The 22,975-nt window shown below is 62.9% G+C and carries 19 protein-coding genes and 1 tRNA gene; 13 read left to right on the forward strand and 7 right to left on the reverse strand.

Annotation, left to right across the window (positions count from 1 at the left end; translation table 11 throughout):
• Window positions 1–85: 85 nt before the first annotated feature.
• Window positions 86–715, reverse strand: coding sequence for a 3'-5' exonuclease family protein (locus AC3WOG_RS00970; RefSeq protein ID WP_492576220.1), 630 nt, complete (start codon window positions 713–715; stop codon window positions 86–88).
• Complete coding sequence (locus AC3WOG_RS00975) at window positions 712–1,356, reverse strand: MBL fold metallo-hydrolase (protein ID WP_492576221.1); 645 nt, start codon at window positions 1,354–1,356, stop codon at window positions 712–714. The genes AC3WOG_RS00970 and AC3WOG_RS00975 overlap by 4 nt, the downstream gene beginning before the upstream one ends.
• Before the next feature lie 639 nt (window positions 1,357–1,995).
• Here AC3WOG_RS00975 and AC3WOG_RS00980 point away from each other — a divergent pair.
• Entirely contained in the window at window positions 1,996–2,598 is a 603-nt protein-coding gene (locus tag AC3WOG_RS00980; RefSeq protein ID WP_492576222.1) for a septal ring lytic transglycosylase RlpA family protein, read from the forward strand.
• 123 nt (window positions 2,599–2,721) lie between these two features.
• Here the strand turns inward: AC3WOG_RS00980 and rsmI are convergent, their stop codons facing one another.
• On the reverse strand, window positions 2,722–3,597 hold the full coding sequence (gene rsmI / locus AC3WOG_RS00985; protein ID WP_492576223.1) for a 16S rRNA (cytidine(1402)-2'-O)-methyltransferase: 876 nt from the start codon (window positions 3,595–3,597) through the stop codon (window positions 2,722–2,724).
• On the opposite strand from rsmI, the gene AC3WOG_RS00990 reads away from it, so the two are divergent.
• The 8 genes from AC3WOG_RS00990 to AC3WOG_RS01025 all read left to right on the forward strand — a co-directional run bounded on the left by AC3WOG_RS00990 (window position 3,596) and on the right by AC3WOG_RS01025 (window position 8,699).
• Window positions 3,596–4,144 (forward strand): YraN family protein, encoded by a 549-nt coding sequence (locus AC3WOG_RS00990; RefSeq protein WP_492576224.1) that lies wholly within the window; start codon window positions 3,596–3,598, stop codon window positions 4,142–4,144. The genes rsmI and AC3WOG_RS00990 overlap by 2 nt on opposite strands.
• A gap of 218 nt (window positions 4,145–4,362) precedes the next feature.
• Window positions 4,363–4,950 carry a phosphoheptose isomerase gene (locus AC3WOG_RS00995; RefSeq protein WP_492576225.1) on the forward strand — a complete coding sequence of 196 codons (588 nt, stop codon included), beginning with the start codon at window positions 4,363–4,365 and terminating at the stop codon, window positions 4,948–4,950.
• A 26-nt stretch (window positions 4,951–4,976) separates the two neighbouring features.
• Window positions 4,977–5,768, forward strand: a complete 792-nt coding sequence (locus AC3WOG_RS01000) for a BON domain-containing protein (protein ID WP_492576226.1) — start codon at window positions 4,977–4,979, stop codon at window positions 5,766–5,768.
• Window positions 5,765–6,115 (forward strand): c-type cytochrome, encoded by a 351-nt coding sequence (locus tag AC3WOG_RS01005; protein WP_492576227.1) that lies wholly within the window; start codon window positions 5,765–5,767, stop codon window positions 6,113–6,115. The genes AC3WOG_RS01000 and AC3WOG_RS01005 overlap by 4 nt, the downstream gene beginning before the upstream one ends.
• A gap of 76 nt (window positions 6,116–6,191) precedes the next feature.
• Window positions 6,192–6,267: transfer RNA gene (locus AC3WOG_RS01010), tRNA-Ala, on the forward strand.
• Between the two features lie 165 nt (window positions 6,268–6,432).
• Entirely contained in the window at window positions 6,433–6,873 is a 441-nt protein-coding gene (locus AC3WOG_RS01015; RefSeq protein WP_492576228.1) for an Arm DNA-binding domain-containing protein, read from the forward strand.
• Between the two features lie 3 nt (window positions 6,874–6,876).
• Complete coding sequence (locus tag AC3WOG_RS01020) at window positions 6,877–8,106, forward strand: tyrosine-type recombinase/integrase (protein ID WP_492576229.1); 1,230 nt, start codon at window positions 6,877–6,879, stop codon at window positions 8,104–8,106.
• A gap of 464 nt (window positions 8,107–8,570) precedes the next feature.
• Entirely contained in the window at window positions 8,571–8,699 is a 129-nt protein-coding gene (locus AC3WOG_RS01025; RefSeq protein ID WP_492576230.1) for a hypothetical protein, read from the forward strand.
• 532 nt (window positions 8,700–9,231) lie between these two features.
• Here AC3WOG_RS01025 and AC3WOG_RS01030 read toward each other — a convergent pair.
• Both AC3WOG_RS01030 and AC3WOG_RS01035 read right to left on the reverse strand, forming a co-directional pair.
• Complete coding sequence (locus AC3WOG_RS01030; RefSeq protein ID WP_492576231.1) at window positions 9,232–9,339, reverse strand: hypothetical protein; 108 nt, start codon at window positions 9,337–9,339, stop codon at window positions 9,232–9,234.
• A 28-nt stretch (window positions 9,340–9,367) separates the two neighbouring features.
• Window positions 9,368–10,111, reverse strand: coding sequence for an autoinducer binding domain-containing protein (locus AC3WOG_RS01035; RefSeq protein ID WP_492576232.1), 744 nt, complete (start codon window positions 10,109–10,111; stop codon window positions 9,368–9,370).
• A gap of 421 nt (window positions 10,112–10,532) precedes the next feature.
• Between AC3WOG_RS01035 and serB the strand changes: the two genes are divergently transcribed.
• Window positions 10,533–11,504, forward strand: coding sequence for a phosphoserine phosphatase SerB (serB, locus tag AC3WOG_RS01040; protein WP_492576233.1), 972 nt, complete (start codon window positions 10,533–10,535; stop codon window positions 11,502–11,504).
• Window positions 11,505–11,757: 253 nt separating this feature from the next.
• On the forward strand, window positions 11,758–15,156 hold the full coding sequence (locus AC3WOG_RS01045) for an autotransporter (protein WP_492576234.1): 3,399 nt from the start codon (window positions 11,758–11,760) through the stop codon (window positions 15,154–15,156).
• A gap of 64 nt (window positions 15,157–15,220) precedes the next feature.
• Here AC3WOG_RS01045 and AC3WOG_RS01050 read toward each other — a convergent pair whose 3' ends face one another.
• Window positions 15,221–15,772 (reverse strand): DUF3455 domain-containing protein, encoded by a 552-nt coding sequence (locus AC3WOG_RS01050; protein ID WP_492576236.1) that lies wholly within the window; start codon window positions 15,770–15,772, stop codon window positions 15,221–15,223.
• A 548-nt stretch (window positions 15,773–16,320) separates the two neighbouring features.
• Here AC3WOG_RS01050 and AC3WOG_RS01055 point away from each other — a divergent pair.
• The gene (locus AC3WOG_RS01055; protein WP_492576238.1) at window positions 16,321–16,827 is read left to right on the forward strand and encodes a lytic transglycosylase domain-containing protein; all 507 of its coding nucleotides are present in this window, start codon (window positions 16,321–16,323) and stop codon (window positions 16,825–16,827) included.
• A gap of 1,875 nt (window positions 16,828–18,702) precedes the next feature.
• On the forward strand, window positions 18,703–20,811 hold the full coding sequence (locus AC3WOG_RS01060; RefSeq protein WP_492576239.1) for a winged helix-turn-helix domain-containing protein: 2,109 nt from the start codon (window positions 18,703–18,705) through the stop codon (window positions 20,809–20,811).
• Between the two features lie 1,375 nt (window positions 20,812–22,186).
• Here the strand turns inward: AC3WOG_RS01060 and AC3WOG_RS01065 are convergent.
• Window positions 22,187–22,801, reverse strand: coding sequence for a GNAT family N-acetyltransferase (locus tag AC3WOG_RS01065; protein ID WP_492576240.1), 615 nt, complete (start codon window positions 22,799–22,801; stop codon window positions 22,187–22,189).
• Window positions 22,802–22,975 lie beyond the last annotated feature (174 nt).

Genomic DNA, 22,975 nt, shown 5'->3' on the forward strand with positions numbered 1-22,975 from the left:
CCTCCGTTTGCGTCGCCGTATCAACGCATGGTAGAGGGCTCGAAAACGAAACGCAATGTAAAACGGCTTCAGCGAGGGAGATTCCCTAATTTGCTGGTTCCTCAGTGGTGTTTTGTCCTGAGCCGTCCCCATCTTTACCGGCTGCGGCAGTTGCTGCCTGAGTCGCTCGCAGTTCCTTGAGCATGTTGCAGAAGAGCGCGCCCTGTTCGATCGCGTCGTCGAGCGCGACGTGGGTGTGTGGATGATCGTCGAACCAGTGCTTTGGAAAACGCGGCTTGATGTTCTTGCGGTACGGCAGGCCGGTCATCGCGAAGGCCAGCGTCTTGATGTCGAGCGCCGACCAGGAAAACGGGCAGCGGCCCGCAAACCGCATCATGTACCAGAACATATAGGTGAAGTCGAAGCCGGCCGGCATTGCCACGAACACCGGCTTGCCCGGCAATGCCTCGACCCATTCGACGTAAGCCGTCAACGCGGTTTCCGGCTGCTGCAAATCCTTGCGGCAAGCCTCCCATGCGTCGGGCTGCGTCTTCCACCACGCAGCCTGCACCGGATGCGGCGCGGCGCCTTCGAGCAACTCGAGATTTACCGAGAAAGTGGCGATCAGCTGCTTGTCTTCCGTGTAGGCGGCGGAGGCGAAACTGAGCATCGAATGCGGGCCGGGAATCGGGCCGTCCGCTTCGACATCGGTGCTCACATAGATTTCGCTGCTCATGCTTCTACTCCGTCCGCGACGTACGGATTGGTACGGCGCTCGGCGCCGAACGTCGAAGTCGGTCCGTGACCGGGGACGAAGGTGACATCGTCGCCGAGCGGCCAGAGTTTCTCGCGGATCGAGCGCACCAGATCGGCGTGATTGCCGCGCGGAAAATCAGTGCGGCCGATCGAGCCGGCGAACAGCACGTCGCCCACTAGCGCGAGCCGATGCTTGCGGCTGAAGAACACCACGTGTCCGGGCGTATGGCCCGGGCAGTGATAAACCTCGAGGGTTTCGTCGCCGAACTGCACGGTGTCGCCGTTTTGCAGCCAACTGTCCGGCTCGAACGCCTCGGCGGCTGGGAAGCCGAAGCGCGTGCTTTGATCCGGCAGCTTGTCGAGCCAGAAGCGCTCGTCGGGATGCGGACCTTCGATCGGCACGCCGTAGTGCATGGCGAGTGTCTTCGCGCCCGCGCAGTGATCGATGTGCCCGTGCGTCAGAAAAACTTTTTCGACCGTCACGTTCTGGCGCGCGATCTCGCCCTGAATGACGTCGAGGTCACCGCCCGGATCGACGACGGCTGCGCGCCCGGTCGCCTCGCAAACAAGCAGCGAGCTGTTCTGCTGGAACGGCGTGACGGGGATCAAGGTGACTTTCATGGATGACGGCGCCGCTGGAAAAACGTTGATTGTACCGGCGTCTCGCCTACCCCCGCCGGGGGCGCCGAGGCCTGGTTGCGGCGGGCTGTTGCTTGCCCATTTTTGCAGCGATAGTGAAAAATCATCAAGGTTTTCAGTCGCTTGCCATCCTGAAAATATCTTTTGGGTATAATGCCCCCCAGTGCACGGGAAACCGTGCCGCCACAAGGCAATACGTCCTCATCAAAAATGGGCACGCGGATTGCTGTTCAAGTATGTGCCGTCGCGCTTTGTCGACGGCAATCAAGTATCGATGCGTTCGATGCACACGTCTTACCCAGCCAGGCGCCGCGCGCCTGCAACGGACTTAACTGCCGTGACGCTGGGTGGGGCCTACGCCGCCGTTCCTGCACGCTGAGTTCCGCGCGCAAGAACGTGTTTGCCACGTTCGATGGCGGCATGTGGGGTCTGGTCAGGCTGCCGGGGACAGGTTGCGCCAGACGTGAAAATTAACCGTGCGGTAGCGGCTGTGTGAGCCGCATCCGGGCTTCTACGTACTGCGCTCGTCTGCGCGGCGCGTTGTCGTCCGTCGCCGCCGGAGTCGCAGGCAACACGCTCAACTTTCGCGTGATGCGGCTCGACAATGTGATTGCACGTCTTATGAAAACTCGGTTAACCCGTGGTCTAGGGAGTCTTTTTGCCTTTTTTGTGCTGGTCGGCTGTGCGACGCCTCCGGGCGCCGGCAACACCGCCGCAAGCGGCATGCCGCTCAGCAACAAGAATGCGCAGGCGGGCTCGTTTGGGCCGCAAGCCTTCGGCGGCGCTCAGGCATCCGATGCGGCCGCCAAAGGCACATCGCTAGCCGATGCGGAACCTCTGACGGACGATGGTCCCAGCATTTCGAACTATCGTGAAACCGGCCGCGCCTCGTGGTACGGCCGTGGCTTCCATGGCCGCCGTACCGCCAACGGTGAGCGTTACGACATGCATGCGCTGACCGCGGCGCATCGTACGTTGCCGCTCGGCTCGTATGTGCGTGTCACCAATCCGGCCACCTCGCGCTCGGTCGTCGTGCGCATCAACGACCGCGGGCCGTACGCGCGCGGCCGGGTAATCGACCTGTCGATGGCCGCTGCGAACGCGCTCAACATGCGCCATGCCGGTACAGCGCGGGTCAAGATCGAAGGTCTGACGCAGCAGGAAGCAAGGGCCGCACGTAACGAAATGCTGGCGTCGAACTCGGTTTCGACTGCCGAAAAGTAAGTTGACGGCGGCGGGCGCGCTTCAGGCGCGTCCGCCATGTCAGCGAGCGGACGAGCGCGCGACGCTGCGTGCCTGTCCTGCAAAGATTCAAGTCAAAGGGCCGCCTTGCGCGGCCCTTTGTTTTTATTCGTCCTTCTTCAGCGCCAACGCGCGCGCGTACAGCGCGTTGCGCGACGCTCCGGTGATGGCCGCCGCGACTTTCGCCGCGCTGCTCACCGTCAACTCTTCCAGCAGGATGCCCAGCAGCGCGTCGTGATCGTGTTCGCCGGCGGCTTCCGGCTGCGCGCCTTCGACTACCAGCACAAATTCACCGCGTTGCCGGTTCGGATCGGCGGCGAGCCACGCTGGCCCTTCGGCCAGGGTGCCGCGATGCAGCGCTTCATGTAACTTCGTCAATTCCCGTGCGATCAACAGCTTGCGTTTGCCGCCGAGCGCGTCGGCCAGTGCCTGCACCGTTTCGACGATCCGGTGCGGCGCTTCGTAGAACACCATCGCGTGCGGATGCGTCGCGAGCCCTTGCAGCGTCGCCGCGCGTTGTTTTGCTTTCGGCGGCAAAAAGCCGAGGAACGAGAACGTCGCGACCCAGTCGCCGGCTGCGCTCAATGCGGTCGCGAGCGCGCTTGCGCCGGGCAGCGGAATCACCGGGAAGCCCGCTTCGCGCACCGCGTCGACGAGTTTGGCGCCGGGGTCCGAGATGCCTGGCGTGCCCGCGTCGGAAACGTACGCCACGCGTTCGCCCGCCTGCAGATGTTCGATCAGGCGCAGTGCAGCTTCCCGCTCGTTGTGCTGATGAACGGCCACAAGCGGCTTCGAGATGCCGTAGCGCGCGAGCAGCTGGCCCGTGTTGCGGGTATCTTCGGCGGCGATGCGGTCCACCAGCCCGAGCACATGCAGCGCGCGCAGCGTGACGTCGGCGATGTTGCCGATCGGCGTAGCCACCACATACAGCGCGGCAGCGGGGTACTGCTGCCCTTGCGCGAGTTCGGAGAGAGGAGTCATGAGGCAGAAGACGCAGACAGACAGAACGAGGCAGCCATTGTGCCACGCAGCGGCCCGCGAGCCGGGCGACTCACAGCCGGACTCACGGCAGGACTCACGGCCGGAGTCACGGCCGGCGCGGCACCGCGCCGAAGCAACGCCGGCAAGCACGCCGGCCAATGCGCACAACTTTTTGAGACCTGCTGGGTCCAATCTCGTCGGCGCCGCTTTTGAGGCGCGTGCGCTGGAATTTCTGCAGCGGCAGCGTTTGCGTCTTGTTGCGCGCAATGTGTTGTGCCGGGGCGGCGAGATTGATCTCGTGATGCGCGAGCGTGACGGCGCGCTGGTGTTCGTCGAAGTTCGCGCGCGTGCGCAGCGGCACTATGGCGGCGCGGCGGCGAGCATCGGGTGGCATAAGAAGCAGCGCCTCGTGCGCGCCGCGCGGCACTATCTGGCGACCCGCAGCCGGCATTCACGCGATGAGCCCGCGTGCCGTTTCGACGTGATTGCGTTCGAAGCGGGCCGGCTTGTCTGGCTGCGCGATGCGTTTCGCGCCGACGAAGTCTGACGCGGTGCGCGGAGATCATGCGTGAGTGCGATAAACTTGCGCTCGCGTGCGGGGCACATGCACGACGCCGGCAACACAGGAAGCAGCGCGTTTTCCGAAGTATTTGCGCGTATGCAGTGCGTTTCCTGCATGGTTCATCAGCACCACCCGACTTCACAGCCCGACTTCACAACACGGCCGCGCACTGCGGCCCACTCGCGGTACAAGATAGAGACTCGATGTCAGTCGAACGCATTCAACAACACTTCCGCGACAGCGCGGCAGTCAAACTCGAAGCCCTCGAAACCCTGTCGATGCCGATCGCTGCTGCGGTCGACACGATGTTCACCGCGCTTGCCAACGGCAATCGCATTCTTGCGTGCGGCAACGGTGGCTCGGCGGCCGATGCACAACACTTCGCGGCCGAACTGATTGGCCGCTTTGAACGCGAGCGTCCGGGCTTGCCGGCGATCGCGGTCAGCACGGACACGTCCGTGCTGACCGCGATCGCCAACGACTATTCATTCGAGCAGATTTTCTCGAAGCAGGTATGGGCGCTCGGCCAGCCGGGCGACGTGCTGCTGGCGATCACCACGTCCGGCAATTCTGCCAATGTGCTGGCCGCGATCGAAGCCGCGCATGAGCGCGAAATGATCGTGGTCGCGCTGACCGGCAAGGGCGGCGGGCGCATGCAGGAAGTATTGAGCGATACCGACATCCACGTGTGCGTGCCGTCCGATCGCACTGCACGTATCCAGGAAGTACATTTGCTGACCATCCATTGTCTGTGCGACGGCATCGATGCCATGTTGCTGGGCGAAGACTGAGACTGATTTCGAAGGAGAGCTAGTTGATGAGCGTATTCCGCGTCAAGAAAACACTGGTGAGAACCGTGCTGGTGGTCGGGTTTGCGGCAGGGCTGTCCGCGACGTTGCAGGGATGCTTCCTCGCCGTTGCCGGTGCGGCGGGCGGCGGCGCGCTGGTGGCCACCGACCGGCGCACGCTCGGCGCGCAGACGGAGGATCGCGAGTTGCAGGTGAAGGCGCTGGCGCAGATCAGCCAGAATTTGCCGGACGCCGCGCATGTCAACGTGACGGTGTTCAACCGGCGCGTACTGCTGACCGGCGAAGTGCCGGGCGACGTATCGAAGCAGCGGGCTGAGACGATCGTGCGTGGGCTGAACAACGTGAGCACGATCGTCAACGAACTCGCGATTGCACCGGCCAGCTCGTTCTCGTCGCGCACCAACGACACCTACCTTGAAACGCGCGTGAAGACCGCCCTGATCGCCGAGAAGAATATTTCGGCGAACGACTTCAAGGTGGTGGCCGAGCGTGGCTCGCTGTATCTGATGGGCCTCGTCACGATGGACGAGGGCAATCGCGGCGCGGACGTCGCGAGCCGCGTGCCGGGCGTGACGCAGGTCGTGAAGGTGTTCCAGTACATCCAGCCGCAGGAAGCGTCGGCGGCTGCCGCGGCTGCGGCGACTGCGCCGGTGACTGCATCGCAACCGGACGCCAGTGCCCCGACGATCGGCGCGATTCCCGATTCGTCGGTAAGTGCGCGACCGCTCGAACAGCAGGCGCCGGCCCCGGTCAGCAATTCGAACTCGGTGCATCCCGGTAATCCGAAGGCGACGCCATGACGTGGGGTGCTTCTTTCGTAAGCGCGGTGTTGACGGTGAGTGCTTTGGGTTGTGCTTTTGCATCGACGGCGCAGGCGGCCGATGTGCCGCGCGGTCAGATCGTTGCCAATGCGAATGCCTGTATGGGATGTCACGCGGTGGACCGCAAGCTGGTCGGGCCGTCGTTCCAGCAGATCGCCGCGAAGTACAAGGACGATACGCAAGCGCCGGCGAAACTGTCGCGCAAAGTGAAGGATGGTGGGGCTGGCGTATGGGGCATGATTCCGATGCCGGCACATCAGTCGATGAGCGATGCGGACATTCGCACGGTGGTCGATTGGGTGCTCGCTGGAGCGCCTTCGAAGTGATGTTTTGCCGCGCGTTTTGCCACGCTGCGGCGCTTGGCAAAACGGAAAATGCTTGTGCTAGAATTATTTGCACGTTGGGGGGGTAGCTCAGCTGGGAGAGCGTCGCGTTCGCAATGCGAAGGTCGGGAGTTCGATCCTCCTCCTCTCCACCAAAATCATATCCAACGATGTCCAACGAAGTCTAGAAACCCCGCAGCCGTAAAGGCTTGCGGGGTTTTTTATTTCCAGCGATGTCTAAACGCTTCCATTGACATCTTGCCCCCAACGGGGAAAACTTCAGGGGCAACTCCCAACCTTGCTGCTGCACTATTCCCCAAATGCCTCTGACGGAATCTATCATCAATTCCACGGCCGTTGCCGCTAAGCCGAGCAAGCTATTCGACGCCGGCGGTTTGTACTTGTTCGTCTCTTCGGGCGGTGGCAAGTACTGGCGACTGAAGTACCGGTTCGGCGGTAAAGAGAAAAGCCTGTCGCTCGGTAGCTATCCCGCCGTTACGCTTGCAGCGGCGAGGAAGCTGCGAGATGAGGCGCGAGTTTTACTTGCCGAGGGTACCAATCCGGGCGAAGCCAGGAGGCAGGAGCGTGCCCCGCTGAGGGACGAAGCGGCTCGGCTGGATGCCGCGATGCGCTTTTCCATAGACAGCGATGGCGCGCTGTCGATTCGAATCGGCGCTCGCCGTATGAACCTTAGTCCATCGGAAAGCACTGGGCTTCGCGCCTTTTTGAGCGCAACGCCTGACGTGCCTGTCGAGGCGTGAGAAATGGCATTGACTGACGTGGGCGTTCGTAACGCAAAGCCAAAGGACAAACTCTATCGCTTGTTCGACGAGCGTGGCATGTACCTGGAGATTTCGGCTGCTGGTGGTAAATGGTGGCGTTTGAAATACAGGTTTGGGGGCAAAGAGAAGCGTCTATCACTCGGGGTGTATCCCGACGTGGGCTTGAAGGAAGCGCGTGAACGTCGGGACGCCGCGCGAAAGCTGCTTGCGAATGGTGTCGATCCGAGTATTGAGCGGAAAGTGCAGAAAGCGGCAACAGTCGAGCGTTCCGCGAACAGTTTTGAAGCAGTAGCACGCGAGTGGTTTGCACGGCAGTCACCGGGGTGGGCAACTACCCATGCGGACAAAATCATGGGGCGGTTGGAGAAGGACGTCTTTCCATGGCTTGGTGGCCGTGCGATTGCGGAAATCAAGCCTCCTGACGTGCTCGCGGTGTTGCGGCGGGTGGAGGCCCGCGGCGCGCTCGACACCGCCCACCGCGTTCATCAGAACTGCGGCCAGGTTTTCCGTTATGCCGTGGCTACGGGGCGGGCAGAGCGAGACGTCAGCGCTGATCTCCGCGGTGCGCTTCCAGCCGCCCGACATACTCATTTCGCGTCTGTCACAGAGCCGCGCGAGGTAGCCGGTCTTCTACGTGCCTTCGACGGCTTCCAGGGAACGTTCGTTGTCCAGTGTGCTTTGCGCTTGGCCCCTTTGTTTTTTGTGCGGCCCGGTGAATTGCGCACGGCAGAGTGGGCGCAATTCGACTTCGAAAAGGCACAATGGCGTTACAAGGTCTCCAAGACGAAAACCGAGCACCTAGTGCCGCTCGCAACTCAGGCCGTCGCGATTCTGCGCGAACTGGAAGCGCTCACCGGGCAACGCAAATACGTTTTTCCGGGGCGTGACGTGAAAAAGCCTATGAGTGGTGCAGCAATTAATGCGGCCCTAAGGCGGATGGGCTTCGATACGAAAACTGAAATTACGGGCCATGGTTTTCGGGCGATGGCGCGTACGATCCTGCACGAGCAATTGCGTTTCCCAAGCGAGGTCATCGAACACCAGCTTGCTCACAAGGTATCGGATTCGCTCGGCACGGCATACAACCGAACGAAGTTCATCGACAATCGGGTTGTAATGATGCAGATGTGGGCTGACTATTTGGACAGGCTAAAGCTGGGGACAGAATTGACCCCGATCGATGCAGTAAGCGAAGCATCCGAGGCGTGCTAGCACGAAAAACAGCGTATAAGCGGGCGACAGAACATCGCTTAGGTTCGTACTCTTTCTAAAGTGGACTTGAATGTCGGCGTCTCTAGCCCTTGCGTGCGAGCTCCGAGGCGAACTCATCGAGGTACGATCCGAGCGCACCTGGAGTCAGGGCGTGCATTTGTGCCGCGTAAGAATTGTTCACGGCAGCCATAGCAAAACCTCCTTCGACCGCCAACATGGCGGTGCCCTCAGAAGGCTCCCGTTATGCAAAGTAATCAAGTTCCCTAAACAGCGATCTCCCCAGCTTGTGGGACAGAAATTCATCTCGCCTGCGCATAACCGGCAACTCTGCATAACAGCGCTTATGCGCTGCAGCGCATAAAGCGCGTACCTTGTTTATCCCCCTTTATCTTCCGCGCGGTCATTAGGCAGGTCAGCAGGAGGAACGTCGCAAGCCAGGCCTGAATGACGATAGAGAGGCGAGAATGAGCGAGCACGCACGCATTGAGTTCCTCATCGAACGCGACGGGTTGCCGCAGGCCACCGAGTGGGTGCGCCGCACGATGCACATCTACCGTCGTGCGGTCCTCACCAAGAGACATTTCGCGGGGTAGTCGTCCTTTTCGTGCAATTTCTGGCGGTCATCGCGCGCAGAGCCCCGTCGAGCAAGGATCTCCGTGCTGCAACATTTCCTTGAAACGCGCTTTCACCAAGCCTCTGATAAATAAGCGTTTTTAGATATTAACCGCCAGAAATTGCACGAAAAGGACGATTGCCCCTGAACGCCGTAATGGTAAGGCATCCTAATGCCTTGAATGTCGAGGACTTGGGATGGGACATGAAGGTATCACCGCGCCTCGAACGACGTGTCGCGATGCGAAGCCATCCTGATGTGGGCGAATTGATTCATCGCGAGGGGGTGTGTCGCGGGTGTGTCAGGCGCGAAGGCTTGGCGCGTTGCTCCGAGCGAAGAAGCCGCCGCCGGACGGCAGTGAGCCTCGTCGTGCGATGACCAGGAGGTGTTCACGTGTACGGACTCATCGACCATGAACACGAGCGGCATCAGCGCGAGGCTGTCGCGCCGCCGCGGTAAAGCGAATGCGTGGGGCGCCTAATTTACGCTCGCCGGGGTGGCGCACATGCGCTTCAGACGACGAACAGACGGCCCGCAAGGTACGCGAGCTGCACCCGATTGAGTACGCCGTACTTCTCGCGGATCTGCCGCATGTGATAGTCGACATTGCTGCGCGACATATTCAACTGCTGCGCGATTTCGCGGTCGCTAAGACCGCTTCGCGGTGAAGTTGAGGATGCGCCGCTGCAGATCGGATAGCGTTGGCGTTTGCGCCATCGAGGCCATTTGCTCGGCCAAGAAGGCGTGCACGCCGAGGCCTAGCGCATAGGCTTGACCGACTACGCGATCGTCGATCCATTCGCTGGTCGGGTTGACGGAGCTGAAGATCATCACGCTGTGCTCGAGACTGCTCGGATCGACGAGCCCGAACGCGATGCCGCTGCGCGTGCAGCAGCCATCCGCGTCTTCGAGAAAGCGGCGCATCCGCTCACCGGGTTCGCCCGCCGCAATTACGCTATCGGCTGCGAGCGTCTCGTGGTCCCAGACGAGGGGCCAGTTGTGGCGACATGCAAAAGCCATGCGCGGGTCGAGGTCGAAGTAGCGCTGATCGACATAGCGCTGCGCCCAGCCGGGCGGAGAGCAGAGATCGAAGTAGCGTGCGCGGTTGACCATTTCGCCCAGTCGGACGAGCCGGCAGTAGCAGAACCAATCGAAGCCTATCGTGCGCAGCGCGATACGTAGCAATTGTTTGCGCTCGTGCGCCGAATGAGCGTCTGCGAGGTCGGCCGCGATTTCGGAGACGCGGTCGCGGCCGTTCGGGTCGCCGCCGCGCTCAGCGTTCTTACTGACTACGAGTTGACAGTCGGCGACTTCGATAAAGTCGATTGCGTGTCGTGCGTCTAGCGGGCTGCTTCCTTTAGGCAAGCCCTTGCGCGCTTCGGAGTTTGTCATGCAGTCCTCCATCTTGTGTACGGCACGACGCTGTTCGCGCGACGTTTCGTGGCTTTCGACTATAGCCGCGTGGATATCGGCCGAGGAACTGCGCTGTTCAGTAGTGTTTCGGGCTCGTGTCCCAATCGATTCACCATTTACTACGAATCTCACGATTGAGGCGCGGGGCTGTCCGCTCTTACACTTTCCGTCGCAGAACGGCGGTGATTCCGTTCTCGCGCTTGAAGGCTCAATCCCACTCTATTCCGGTATGCGCAGAGCATCTCTAAACGTCCAGCCGCAAAGCGACAAGTCGTTGAGGCCACTGCCTCACAAGCCGTCAACGTCACCGACCGAACTCGCGCCGACCGACCCCCCGTCACAAATGGGAGAGTCATTGAATGGCTTAGCCGCGTTAGGCTCGAAGCTTCGGCGCGCAAGCGTGCGTGCATCGGTCACGGTTATTGGAGATAGGTTGAACCATGTCGTCGTGCAAGCGCCGTATCTGCCCGAACACGTGTTGGGCGAATTCATCGATTTGATGCGGCCGGCAGGTTCCACCGTGCGCCTGCCTCTTGCTACGGGCGATGCCTATCGCCTGCATGACGTTGGGCGAGTAGCGCCGGACCTCGCGACGCGATTGCAGGCGCTCGCTGAGCGCCATCGTGTGGATACCGCGGTTATTCCCGGCTGGCGCAGCATCGACCGGGTCGGGCTCGTCGCGTCGGATATGGACTCAACGCTCATCCTGGGGGAATGCATCGATGCCATCGCGCGCAAATGGCAGTCGATCCTAGCCGCGCGCGGCGTCACCGGGCCCAACATCGGCGCGCAGATCGAAGCGATTACGAAGCGGGCAATGAAGGGCGAAATCGATTTTGCCGAGAGCTTGCGCGAACGTGTGGCCCTTCTGAAGGGCTTTCCCGTTTCCGAATTGCAGGAGGTCTATCGCGAACATGTCGAGTTGAGCCCGGGTGCGCGTGAAATGATTGCCGCGTTCAAGCACGTTGGGGCACAGGTGGGCGTGCTTTCCGGAGGCTTTACTCATTTTACGGAGCCCTTGAAGGCCGATCTGGGCCTGGATTTCCAGGCCGCGAACGTGCTCGAAACGGATGGCGAAGTGCTGACGGGGCGTGTGATCGGCGAGGTGTTCGATGCGCTAGCCAAAGCCGATCAGGTGCGCACGAGGCGCCCGGCGGGCTCGATGGCAGCCGCGGTGGGTGATGGCTCGAACGATGTGCCGATGTTGAGCGAAGCGGACGTGGGCATTGCATTTCATGCCAAAAACGGTGTGGCTGAGGCCGCTAGAAAACGAGGTGGCGTGATCGACGAGGTGAAGCATTCCGGATTGGATGCGCTTCCCAATTTGTTTCTATCGACGCCGGGCACGTTAGATCGACCTATAGAACAGTAAAGCGGCTGGCGATGCCGCAATGCAACGGAAGAATGCGTCCGCGACGAGATTGATGTAGTCCTTGGCGAATCTTTTCGGTCGGGGTTGCAAGAATTGGATGGCATGGGGGTGACAAGACCGGACGGTGACGCGAGCGGCCCTAGCCGCTTGCTTCGGGCTGCAAACCATCGCTTCGCGTGGCGGGAGGCTTGACGAAGCAGCGTGTCACATTTGGCCCGCATAGTGCGACGCGGTTCCACTACACCGTGCGGTCATGCCCGATTTCAACTGGCTCAAAGTTCGTCCGGGGCGAAATGCCGGAGACGAGGGACCTGATGCGCAATCGGCCGGCGTGCCTACGGGCGCAACGCCCGGATCGCCCGGTGCGAACTCACCGCTTCACGCGCCCGGCGCGCCGCAGCCGGTGATCCCGCATGGAGCGCTTGACAAACTCAAGGCGAAGCTATCGCTCGCGACGCACGCGCTCGGCGCGCGCAGAGTCGATTTCAGCACGGCCTTTTATCAGCACACCAAGCACGGACGCAAATCGGGGTCGACGCGGTTCGTGCAAGGCGGCAAGCGCCATGGCCCAACGGATCTCGCAACCCAGCCGGGCGGCGACACGATGCCGATCGACACCGATCGGCTCGTATCGCAGATCATCGAACGCCCGGGTGCTCGCGCGGGATTGCATGGGTTTCCCGAAGCGTTGATCGTCGCCACACCGCTCGATACGATTACGAGCCCCGACGCGCTGCGCACCTATGCGCGGCGGCTATTCGAGGATCCGTCTCATTACGGTACGCAAGTCAGCGTGCTGGCGCGCAAACTTCATGAACTGGCGGCGCACAGCAAGATCGCGCCCAAGACCGAAGCGGCCGCAGCCATGCGCGGCGCACTTCTCGCGCTGGCCCTGCGGCAGGCGGGCGCCATGGATGCCGCCGGGGCGCAGAGGGCGCTCGAGCGGATTGCCTTGCTCGATTTCGACGCACCGCATGCCCAGGTCTCCACGAATGAAGCCGACCGCGAGGCGTGGCGGGTCGTACGCCTGCTGGCGCGTTCGACGGAAGGGTTCGGGATGCTCGACGCGTTGCGCAGTTCGACCTATGCGCCGTTCAAGGACGATGCGCACCGGTCGGCGTTCAAGACGCTGTTGGAGAGCGCCGACGTGCTCGACCCGCTGCCACGGCAGTCGCCCGCTCTGATGTCGCATGACGGTGCGCCCGGCGCGGTGGCGTTGCGAGCCAAACTCGGAGGCGACCCGCTCATGTCCAGCGAACGCGGGCCACACGCGTTGGCTAGACGTGCATTCGACGCTGCTGCTGCCCGGCTCGAACGCGGCCGCGATGCGTTGACACCGGATCAGAAGGGAGCGCTCTTTGCATGGCAGCAGTCATTCACTGAAGACGGACGAGATACGGATCTGTCGCGGGTGCGCGAGCGTTTGCATAAATTCGTGCTGAAGACTGTTACGCGAGTGGGCGAAAGCCGATGGAAAACGCTCCTGCCGCGCCTATTGCGTGGCAGGCAGGGATCGCCGCTGTCGGCGCTGCGGCTCGGGACGCAGGGCGCGACGAGGAGAACGGCAAAGCAAGAGCAGGCGCTTTATCGGCAGGGCCTACGCGAGAGCCTCTCGACGTTTAAGCACAACCCCGCGATGCAGCCCGAAGCGGTGCTAGCGCACACCCGGCCAAAACATTCGCTGGTTGAGTTGGCGGCGTTGCATATCTGGCTGGAGCGCGGGGGCTTTCCGCATGAACGCATGGACGAGGAGGCCATCGTTGCAGTCGCAGGGCGCGCGCAACAGATGTGTGCGGAACTAGACGACGTGAATGGGGCGCCGCCCGCCGTCCTCGCCGACTTGCGACACGCGACGGCGCGCTGGGCCACGATGACGCCACAGCAACTTGCGAGGACCCAGCCGTTCAAGTCAGCTGCCAAGCGGGCGTACACGGTCGAGAGGCTCGCGCTCTGGGGCAAGGTCGCGCGCGTGCCGGACGACTCGTCATTCTGGGCGTCGCTCGACGATTTGCGATCACTGGCTCGGCCGAGCGGCCCGACGCTCGCGGCCAAGTCCTTCGTGCGCGCGGCGGTGCAGGAGTCGGTTGGGGCGCTAGCCGAGCCGATCGATTCGACGCTTGAAGCCGAACGCATCGACGATGTGCGCGCGATGCTCAAGGAGGTCGTGGAAAATTTACCCTCCAGCGCCCGTTTGCGACTGACGGACGGCGGTCGTCAGGGCTTCGGCACGAGCGGACTCAATGGGATGACGCACGCGCACGGTATTCCGATTTCACCTCGGCTCAATTTGCGTGCATCGCGTACGCGCGAATCCGTAGTGGAGTTCAGCCATGGCACGCATGGTTTCGAGATGTTCGTCGGCAGAGCAAAGACATCGCAACGGCAAGCGGGCGCCGGCCTGCTGGTCGGCTATGACGTCGAACTGGCGTTGACGAATTTGCGCGCCGGGGTTGCCACCAACGTCACACTCCACGCGCAAGAATTGACCGAGGCGGTGGGCGTCACGGTACGCGTCCCCCACCGCGTCAAACCCGACGGCAGCGGATACGACGACAAGGCGGCACGAGCGCATTTCTGGGCCGTGGTAGAGCACTTTTTGGACGAGGCCATGCAGCCGCGCGGCGGTGGCGCTAACGGCACGTTCAATCGCCTTGCGGAACTTTGCCTTGATCATCCCACCGTGTCGATCAGTTGGACCGACACCCGCGCCACCACCACGAAGCGAGGCGTGACGGTCGATGCGACCGCGAACGCCAAGCTCATCGGCTTCGGCCCGCTGTCCGCACGCAATCCGAATACCGGCAAAATCGCGAAGCTGCTGAGCGTCAGCGCGGGTCCGTCATTCGGTATGGGATGGGAAAAGTCACGGCAGGCCGGCGGCTCCACCGAGCGGACCGGTCGGCATCGGATCGAACAACGTTATATGGGAAGCGGCGACCTGTTGCAGCTGCGCGGCGGCATTGCGCCAGGCTTTTCGCATTCCATCGATGCGAACGGACGCAGCAGCGTGGGTCTGCTTTCTCTAGACGCCCTGGTGGCTACGCTTGGGCTGCACGACAACGGCAGCACGGCCAAACTGACCTTGTCGATCGAAAATGACAAGCTGAACTATCGAGCGTGTACGCTCGAGCGCGAGGATCTCAGCGCGAAGCGGTACGCGCAGACAATCGACGGCGCGCGCGCCAGCCTAGTGCGCGCTTTCGTGGCAAACGGTGAAGCCGATACGAGGGTGGCGGCGAAAACCTCGGGCGCGTTGGTCGATCCCGCGGCACTGGCAGCCGCGCGCATCGACGAATATGTGGCGACGGTGCGCCATAACCGGCAGTTCAATCACGCGTACAAATATAGCCTTCGATTGCTGCGCGATCCAGCCGCGTCGATCGATTTGCTGACGGCCCTCGCTCAGCAAACCGGTCATGATGCGGCCGTGGAAGCATTTGTCGATGCGCGGCGCGGCAAGATTCTGGGAGATCCGCGGGCATGGGTGCCGCGTAAACTGTCGATCAGAGAGCGCAACAGCGCAATGCGTAGCCCGGGGCTCAGCGTAGGGCTTTCGCTCAACGTTCGAACAAGCGCGACGGGAGATCACGATTTCGCGAACCTGAGCGTGCCATTCCCCGTGCTGGAGTCGATCGACGCACAGGGATCCTAGGCCGAGGCCAGTGCAATTGCGCAGGCCGGCACACCGCATGGTGCGCCGGCGCGCTCGATCGCCGTTAGCGATCGGGTAGGGAAAGGGTATTGCCGGGCAATGCGGTGCTTTCCGATCCGCCTGCGCCTGCCGTGGAATCGGATCGAACCGGCGTAGCGCCCGCTGGGGATCGATAGACGAGATACTTTGCGCTATATGGCGCATATAGCGTTGCCCCTTCGTTCGCGCACGCTCCGTCAGGCGCCAGCCCACCGTTTGTGTCGACGCGTTGAATCATCTCGGTCCGGGCGAACCGACCTTCGCCCGCTTGCGGTCCTGCATTGAAGCGCGAAACGAGTCGCGCCCACGGCAAGCTGGCCTGACTCACCGTCGCCGTGGCCCCGAGCCGAGTTACGGTGTAGCTTCCGTCATCGGCCGTGAAATAGCCGCCCGGCGCGGCGGTCCCAATGCGCTTGCCGGTCGAATCGACAAGCGACGATTCGACGCCCCGGTACGCCCAGGACAGCCCATTGTCGCCGCGGTTGCATTCGTAGATCGCGTCGCCGCGCGCGCTCAGCACATCGTCCAGTATCGCGCCCGGGCGTGCGCGCAATGCTTCGGGCAAGTCGCTGTTCACGAGAGGCAGCGGTGGCGAAGCACAGCCACTGACGGCGATGAGCACGGCGGTCGATATGACGTGCGCAGACATCCTCGTGCGCGGGCTGAAGCGAGTTGCCCCGGCGGTCACGAAAGAGTGGTGTTTACGTTGCATGGCATGTACCCCGTGCGGCTGCCCGGCCACTGCGGTTGGTGCGGCGAACGACGTCGCGTTCGCGCTGGCGTCGGTCGAGCCGCTTGGTCAAGATGGCCAATCTTACCGGGTGCGTTGCGCGCTACGACGCCGGTTCTTCGCCCGCACACGCAATGCTTCGCAATCACGAGGGCGTTCGCGCGCCATGTGCCGGGACTGCAAAGTATTGCGAGGCCACCGGTCGGGTTCGTTTCCGTTGTTCGCGCTTCGCTCGGAACGGCACGGGGCACGGGCGCAAGACGCACAATGCGTCATCGAAACACTCGCAGGCCGATGCGCCGATTCAGACCTCGATGAGCGTGTTACCTCTCCGTTCAGCCCCGGACACCCCTTGCGGCATAGCGGCGGCTGCGCGCGCGCGACGCGCGGCCTTCATGTCGCGCGCGGGCCTCGCCTGTCTCATAGGCATCTGGGGGATGGGCGCCGCGTCGCTTGCGTATGGCAACTGCTTTGACGACGCCGCCGCGTATCAGCACGTCAATCCGCTGATCCTCCGGGCAATCGCATGGCAGGAGTCGCGAAACCATCCTGACGCCAAACATGTCAATGCGAACGGTTCGATCGATTATGGCGTGATGCAGATCAACACCATTCATTTAGCTACGCTGGCGCAATACGGTATTGACAGGGAGGCGCTGATGTCGCCCTGCAAAAACATCTATATCGCGGCCTGGCAGTTGCGCCGGCAAGTCAATAAATACGGCAATACGTGGGCGGCGGTCGGCGCCTACCATTCAGCCACGCCGGCGCTGCGCGATGAGTATGCGAGCCGGATCGCCGCGATCTTGAAGCGGTGGGGGATGCTGGCGCAAGAACGAGCGGGCGCGGTGAGCGAGTCACGCACGCCCTCACGGTCGATGAGCGCGATTGCGTCCAAGTAATCGGCCCGTCTGGCGAGGTGAATATGCGCGGGGCCGATCGGTAAAAGGTCGGGGCGCCGCCCCCGGTCCCGCTTCTGGCTCAGTCAGTTTGCGGCGCAGCGCCGTCGCCCTTGTTATCGCGCAAAAATGCGGCCCGTGCCCCGGGTGTTAGCGAACCGAACACCCCGCGCAACGCCTCGAGAAGCGCAGCTTTGCTACCCGCAGACAAGTTGTTCCCTTCCGCGTGGAGCATCCTGAAAGCGATAAGCTGTTCGTCGACACGACCACCGCCAGTCCTTGCGTCATTCGATAGTAGGGGGATCGCCCGTGCGAGGTCTGCAAACCCCGGCGCACGCTGGCTCGCGACAGGATAATTCCGTAGGCCCCGAAGCATCTGATCGAAGACTTCCTTTCTTTTTTCCGGTGCGAACCTTTCGATGACCTCGGCAGCGGTCGTTGCGCCCGATGAATTGTTGGGGAACACCGGCTGAGCAATCGGCGAAGATTGCTGGGCGGGGGCGTTACTTTGCTGCTGCGGCGCAACTGGCGGTGACGCATAACCCGCTCGCTGCGGCTGCGGCGAATGTGGCGCAGGCACGCCATAGCCAGGCGGAGCAGGACCAAACGTCCCGGTTGGCCGCCGATCCATGGGCGGTTGCTGCCACGGCTGGGCGGCAGGTCCGCCACCCGGCGGCGACTGCGGTTGCCACCATTGTTGGGGAGTGGGCCATTGCTGCAGGGCGCCCGGGTTGCCCGGGTGTGGACCGTACGCCTGCGGATAACCCCAAGGCTGTTGTGGTGGCGCAGCGTAGTAACCCGCGCCTGCGGCTCCAGGTGGTGGCATCTGCTGCATGTGCATGCCCGGTTGCTGCCCCTGCCCAACTAGGCCCTGCTGCTGGCGCTTTTCTCGCATGCGTTTGCGAATCGCACTCGTGGCCGCACCGAGGCCGGCGCCAAACACGAAGTCGCGCACGATGATAGGCACGCCGTATCCCAGAAGCGTACCGACTCCGATTCCCAGTCCGCTGCTAGCAGTCGGTAGCGCCGCAAGCAACTCGATCGACGGGAATACGGCGAAAAGTCCGCCGCCTATAAGCGCCGCTCGCATATAGCGCAGCCCCCGATTCGGCTGCGTAGTCGCCGCGTAGCGCGGCGCGTAGGGTTGCGCCGTGGCCGGCCCGCCGTTGGGATACGGCTGCGAGAAGCCCACCGGGGCCTGCCCAGGAGGATGGCCGGGCGTGGCATTCCCGGGCCGGGGAGAACTAGCGGCGCGCTGCTGCCGGTCATTCGAGAAACTCCGCAACTTGTGAAGCGTGCTCCGTTGCGGCGTCCGCGAGTTCGTGGTCGGAGGCTGTTGTGGCCTCGGCGGCACCTGGGGCATGAGCGGCCCCGATTGTTGAGTGGTGGGCTGGCCAACCGGTGGCTGCGCAGCTGGCGCCGGCGACTGTCCCGGACGATGGGGCGGCACACCTTGAGGTGCGCCACTGGAACCGGGAAATCTAACGTCGGACATAGCAATCCTTCGGTGCGACGTGAGCGTAGTGGTTAATGCGCAATCTCCCGATGCTGGACGACATCATCCATCACCTGGCGACACGCGTTCGATGCACGCGACGATACAGTGCAGCCGGACGGCTCGTGCCTCGGGGCACGAAGGCGTCGTTGAGGCAGCGAAGCGCGAGCGTATCCGAGCCGGCCGACATCCACTCGCACGGGCTCTTGTAACTGGGGGCGGAACCCGCCGGTACCGGCGCCTCCACTTTCGCCTGCGTATTTCTCAGACGCGTAGATGGGCACGATCGAAGTCTGTAGAAGCTTCGCAAAACTACGAATCTTTTCGCATTCGCGGATGCAATTTGCAAGGACAATGCCTAGCAGTCCCCTCGGAGACCTACGGTGACGTTGCTGCGACTTACACCACCAGTCATTGTTTTCGGTCGCTATCGGTTGTCGCAAGACCCGCTTCGGCTCACTGTGGATGGTGTGCCGGTCGTCGTCGGTGCGCGCGCGTTAGCGCTTCTGTCCGCGCTCGTTCACGCCGATGGTCAACCGGTCGCGTTTGCCGAACTGGCGAACCGGATCTGGGGACGCCCGAACGTCGAAATCAATTCCGTTCGGGTGCAGGTGTCAGCGTTGCGCCGTGCGTTGGCCGAAGATCGGGACCTGATTGCGACGATGGCAGGATACGGCTATCGCTTTGTCGGCCGTGCCGAACGGCTGGAAGCGCGAAGCATGGCGCCCGCCTCGTGCGAGCCGGTGTCCGCTTATCCGTTCAGCGCCGCGCTCGACATTGCCCAATCTCCAGCGGCGCGCACGCCGTTACCGCTCACGCCGTTTATCGGCCGGTATGCGGAACTCTCCGAACTGCTCGGGCTGATGTCGATGGCCCGAGTCATCACGTTGGTCGGCGCACCCGGGCTCGGCAAGACGCGTCTCGCGCATGAAGTCGCGCGGCGCGTAGGCACGCATTTCCCGGACGGCATTGGCTCGGTCACGTTATTCCCGCAAATGCCGCCTGACAGCCTCATTCGTACGCTCGCGCAGGCAGCGCGGATCGAGCCGGCAAAGGGTTTGCAAACACCGGAACAATTCGCCGCGGCAATCGGCGCTCGCCGCTTGCTGCTGATCGTCGATTGCTGCGACCCCCTGAGGGCGCCCCTCGGTGCGCTTATCGATAAGCTCATAGCGATTGCACCCGGGTTGCGAGTGCTCGTCATCGGGACTGAGCCAATGATGATCGCGCAGGAGCAGGTCGTCGCAGTCGGTCCGCTTCGCACGCCAGGTCATATCGATATCAGGGTTGAAGAAGCCCTCGGATTCGACGCGTTCCGATTGCTGTTCACCCGTCTCACGGTGCTGCTCGACGCGCATCAACGCAAGGTACGCCAGCAAACGCTAACCGATGCCAACTTGCTCGAGACGTTCGATCTCGGCCGCCTGGCGCCGGACGCCGTTTCGACGGCCGCGTTGATTACCCGGCGGCTCAACGGCGTACCGCTCGCGCTCGAACTTGCCGCAGCGGCGATTGCGCGCCGCATGAGCAACCGGGTACCGCTCGAAGTGGCGTTGCTCGCGTTTGCAAACAAGCTCGGCGAACTGATGGTGCGCAGCGCGGGAAGGGCCGATATGTCGCTGTCGTGCAAGGCTGCGATCGCGGCGGTGCTCGAACTGCACAACGATGAGCTCGACGACCAAACGCGGACGCAGCTACGGTGGCTTGGCGTTTTCAGCGGCGAGTTCACTCGCAGGGCGGCGATCGATATGTTGACGCAGTTCTCGTCGTCGCGCGATGACAGCGATTCGGACAAGGCGCAAATCGACGCGCGATGCGAGGCGGGTCTTGACGATCTACTCGGCGCGGGTCTTATCGAGCAGGTCGAGGGCGTGCGTACTGCGCTGTTGCGGCTCCCGGGCTCGGTGCGTCTGTTCGCGATCGACGCGCTAGGGCAGGCGAACGAGTTCGGCCGAGCGGCGGCGGCGCATGCTCGCTCACTCGTCGCGCGACTTTCCGCGAACGTCGCGCGCGGTGTTCGACTGACTGGCGATGGGGCGGCTCACATGGAGATCAATGAGCTTCGCGCGGCGCTGAAATGGTCCGTGTTCAACGACCGCTTCGAAACTGCGATTGCGCTGATCGAGGCGTCGGCGCCACTGTGGCGCCAGTTGTCGCTGATGCACGAGTATTTGCGCATGATTCGGATCGTGCTGACGCGTGTGAGCGCAAGTGCTCCCCGGCGCACGCGCGAGGAAATGCGGTTGTGCAAGGCGCTGGCCGACGCGCTGCCTCTGACGCAGGCGTCGCGCCAAGAGGCCACGTCCGTATGGCGCGAAGTGTACGAACTTGCTAACGCCTGTGGCGACAATGTGTATCGACAGCATGCGTTAGCTGGCCTGATCGACGGTTTGCCCGAGACCTGGGAAATGAATCGCTCGGGGGGCGTGCGGGCCCCGTATGAGGGGATTTCGCAACCTCATTTGAAAGCCAGGTGCCAAGTCGAGGCGTAGCGGGCCTGATGATTGGGGCGCGCCTCGCGCCTATCTCGCACGCGTGGCTCGCCTGTTGTTGCACCCTTAAGCAAGCGAATCCGCGCGACAGAGCGGGACGCAATGACAGCGATGCCTGCGCGAACCGAGCCCGGTACGCGACGGGCTCATGCGTTCCGAATCATCAGATCGAGCGGGTATCCAGTGCAGGCCCGTATCTACCGGGCTGCGATTCCGTGCGCTCGGCTTTCGGGGTCTGTGGTCGTGCTGCAGCATCTGCGATTGGACGCGAGAATGCCTCCGAGAGGGTGGTCACTCCGGCACCGCCGGCCCAGAAGCTCGACTTCGGGCTCTGAGCCCGGCTCGGGGCGGTCTCTGCCCCGTCCTTGTCCTGGGCGGAGGCAACCTGGGCGCCGACGAGGCGAGGCTGCGCGGCTGGTTGGGGAGGGCGAGGCTGAGCGGCTGGTTGGGCCGGGCGCGGCTGCGCCGCCGGTTGGACGAGGCGAGGCTGCGCTGCCGGTTGGACGGGGCGGGGCTGCGCTACCGGTTGGGCGCGGCGAGGCTGCGCGGCCGGTTGTTGAGCAACTGGTCCGGCCTGAGCCGTCATCTCTGGCGGCTGTTGCCACCCCTGGTATGGGTCCAGCTGCTGCCCCTGGTACGGGTTGGGCTGCCGCCACCCTTGGTATGGGTCGGGCTGTTGCCACCCTTGGTATGGGGCGGGCTGCCGCCACCCTTGGTACGGGTTCGGCTGTTGCCACCCCTGATAGGGGTACATGCCCCCATACCCGAGGTTGTAGGCGTGCGCGCGCCGTATATGTGAATAGACAGCTACGCCGATCAGAACAGGGAAGAACCCGAACGAACTCACGGCTGCAACGCCCAGTACGCCTACGGCAAGGGCGGCGGCGCCATATCCCACCGATGTCAACGCTCCAGCCAGAACTCGCGTTCCCCGAGCACCGTAACGTATCGCACGTGGTTTGGGCTGCGTGAACGCGAAATAGGCCGGACCGTAGCTCGCATCGTCAGGTTGCGAGCTTGAATCAACCCGAGGCGGTGCATTGACGCGCGCAGAAGTCTTTGCCCCGCGCGAGCGGATCCTCGCTTGGGATGGGTCGCTGGCCGTCTTCGATCGACGGGAGCCAATAAGGTCGGCCAGGGCGCGGAGCCGGCCACCGGCCGCGGGATCCGTAGCCTGTGGGTGGACGGCGCTCTGGCGAGCCGGGCCGCTCGACGACGCAGCGGCCGCGCTAGCGGAACCGGACGCGAGTCTAGGCGCTGGTCCGGGAATCAATTTTGGCGTTGCCGTGGGCATCGATGTAGTCCTCTGAAAATGCGCCGACCCGAAAGCCGGCCAAGCCTTGAGCGTTGGAGGCCGTCCCCGGCGCCACCCGCTTCAGTCCAGCTCGACACTGAAATGCTGATCCATCCAAGCAAGCGCCTCAGCCATGTGAGGCGGCGCCAATGGGCGAGTCATGGCGTACAGATAGCTGTCGCCGGCGACTATGCCAAGGTTGGGTCGAGCCTCGTAGTTGGTCAGCTTCGCCTCGAGCGTGAAACCTAGGCGTTCCATGGCGCTATGTGCATTGCCATCCACCGCGCAGCATGCAAAGACGCGATAGATCTGTGGCTGGGCGATCAGCCATTTAAGGAATTTGCGCAGCGCATCGAGCCCCGCGCGTCGCCGTCGCGCGCCGCCGCGACGGCTGATGATGACGCCGAACTCGGCACGCGGCGGCCGCGGCTGCAACTCGATCAATCCCGTGAGCCGGCCTGTTGCCTTGTCTTCAAGCACCCAGCGGGGCAACTCGCCGCTTTGCCAGTCCTTCTGCGACATCTCGATGAAGGCGAGCGTTTCATCAAGCGTCGTATGGCGCGGATAGGTCAGATGGCGCACCGTCTCGGGATCGCTGAACATTTCGTCGTAGAGCGCCTGGGCGTCGCGAGGTTCGGGCGGACGCAAGACAAGCTCGTAGGATTCGATTATTTCGGGCGCGCGGAACACGGCCATCGAGCACTCCATACGCGGTTGGTCGGGCAGACTTGCATTCTGTCGCGTACTCGGCGAGGTCAAGTGTGGCGCTGCGAACTTGCGCGTGTCGGGGCGAAGGCAACGCTTCGCGCGCGCGCCTGCCAGAGAGTCCGCGCGACATGAACCGAGGCAGTGTTCGGGTGGCGAGTTCCA

This window comes from Paraburkholderia sp. FW306-02-B (genome assembly GCF_058782725.1).

Excerpts from the sequence above, each read along its gene's own strand:
- AC3WOG_RS00970 (WP_492576220.1), bottom strand. The coding sequence starts at position 715 with ATGAGCAGCGAAATCTATGTGAGCACCGATGTCGAAGCGGACGGCCCG.
- AC3WOG_RS01045 (WP_492576234.1), top strand. The coding sequence starts at position 11,758 with ATGCCCGATTTCAACTGGCTCAAAGTTCGTCCGGGGCGAAATGCCGGA.
- AC3WOG_RS00990 (WP_492576224.1), top strand. The coding sequence starts at position 3,596 with ATGAGGCAGAAGACGCAGACAGACAGAACGAGGCAGCCATTGTGCCAC.
- rsmI (WP_492576223.1), bottom strand. The coding sequence starts at position 3,597 with ATGACTCCTCTCTCCGAACTCGCGCAAGGGCAGCAGTACCCCGCTGCC.
- AC3WOG_RS01005 (WP_492576227.1), top strand. The coding sequence starts at position 5,765 with ATGACGTGGGGTGCTTCTTTCGTAAGCGCGGTGTTGACGGTGAGTGCT.
- AC3WOG_RS01055 (WP_492576238.1), top strand. The coding sequence starts at position 16,321 with ATGTCGCGCGCGGGCCTCGCCTGTCTCATAGGCATCTGGGGGATGGGC.
- AC3WOG_RS00975 (WP_492576221.1), bottom strand. The coding sequence starts at position 1,356 with ATGAAAGTCACCTTGATCCCCGTCACGCCGTTCCAGCAGAACAGCTCG.
- AC3WOG_RS00980 (WP_492576222.1), top strand. The coding sequence starts at position 1,996 with ATGAAAACTCGGTTAACCCGTGGTCTAGGGAGTCTTTTTGCCTTTTTT.
- AC3WOG_RS01065 (WP_492576240.1), bottom strand. The coding sequence starts at position 22,801 with ATGGCCGTGTTCCGCGCGCCCGAAATAATCGAATCCTACGAGCTTGTC.
- AC3WOG_RS01020 (WP_492576229.1), top strand. The coding sequence starts at position 6,877 with ATGGCATTGACTGACGTGGGCGTTCGTAACGCAAAGCCAAAGGACAAA.
- AC3WOG_RS01030 (WP_492576231.1), bottom strand. The coding sequence starts at position 9,339 with ATGTCGCGCAGCAATGTCGACTATCACATGCGGCAGATCCGCGAGAAG.
- AC3WOG_RS01015 (WP_492576228.1), top strand. The coding sequence starts at position 6,433 with ATGCCTCTGACGGAATCTATCATCAATTCCACGGCCGTTGCCGCTAAG.
- AC3WOG_RS00995 (WP_492576225.1), top strand. The coding sequence starts at position 4,363 with ATGTCAGTCGAACGCATTCAACAACACTTCCGCGACAGCGCGGCAGTC.
- AC3WOG_RS01025 (WP_492576230.1), top strand. The coding sequence starts at position 8,571 with ATGAGCGAGCACGCACGCATTGAGTTCCTCATCGAACGCGACGGGTTG.
- AC3WOG_RS01000 (WP_492576226.1), top strand. The coding sequence starts at position 4,977 with ATGAGCGTATTCCGCGTCAAGAAAACACTGGTGAGAACCGTGCTGGTG.
- AC3WOG_RS01035 (WP_492576232.1), bottom strand. The coding sequence starts at position 10,111 with ATGACAAACTCCGAAGCGCGCAAGGGCTTGCCTAAAGGAAGCAGCCCG.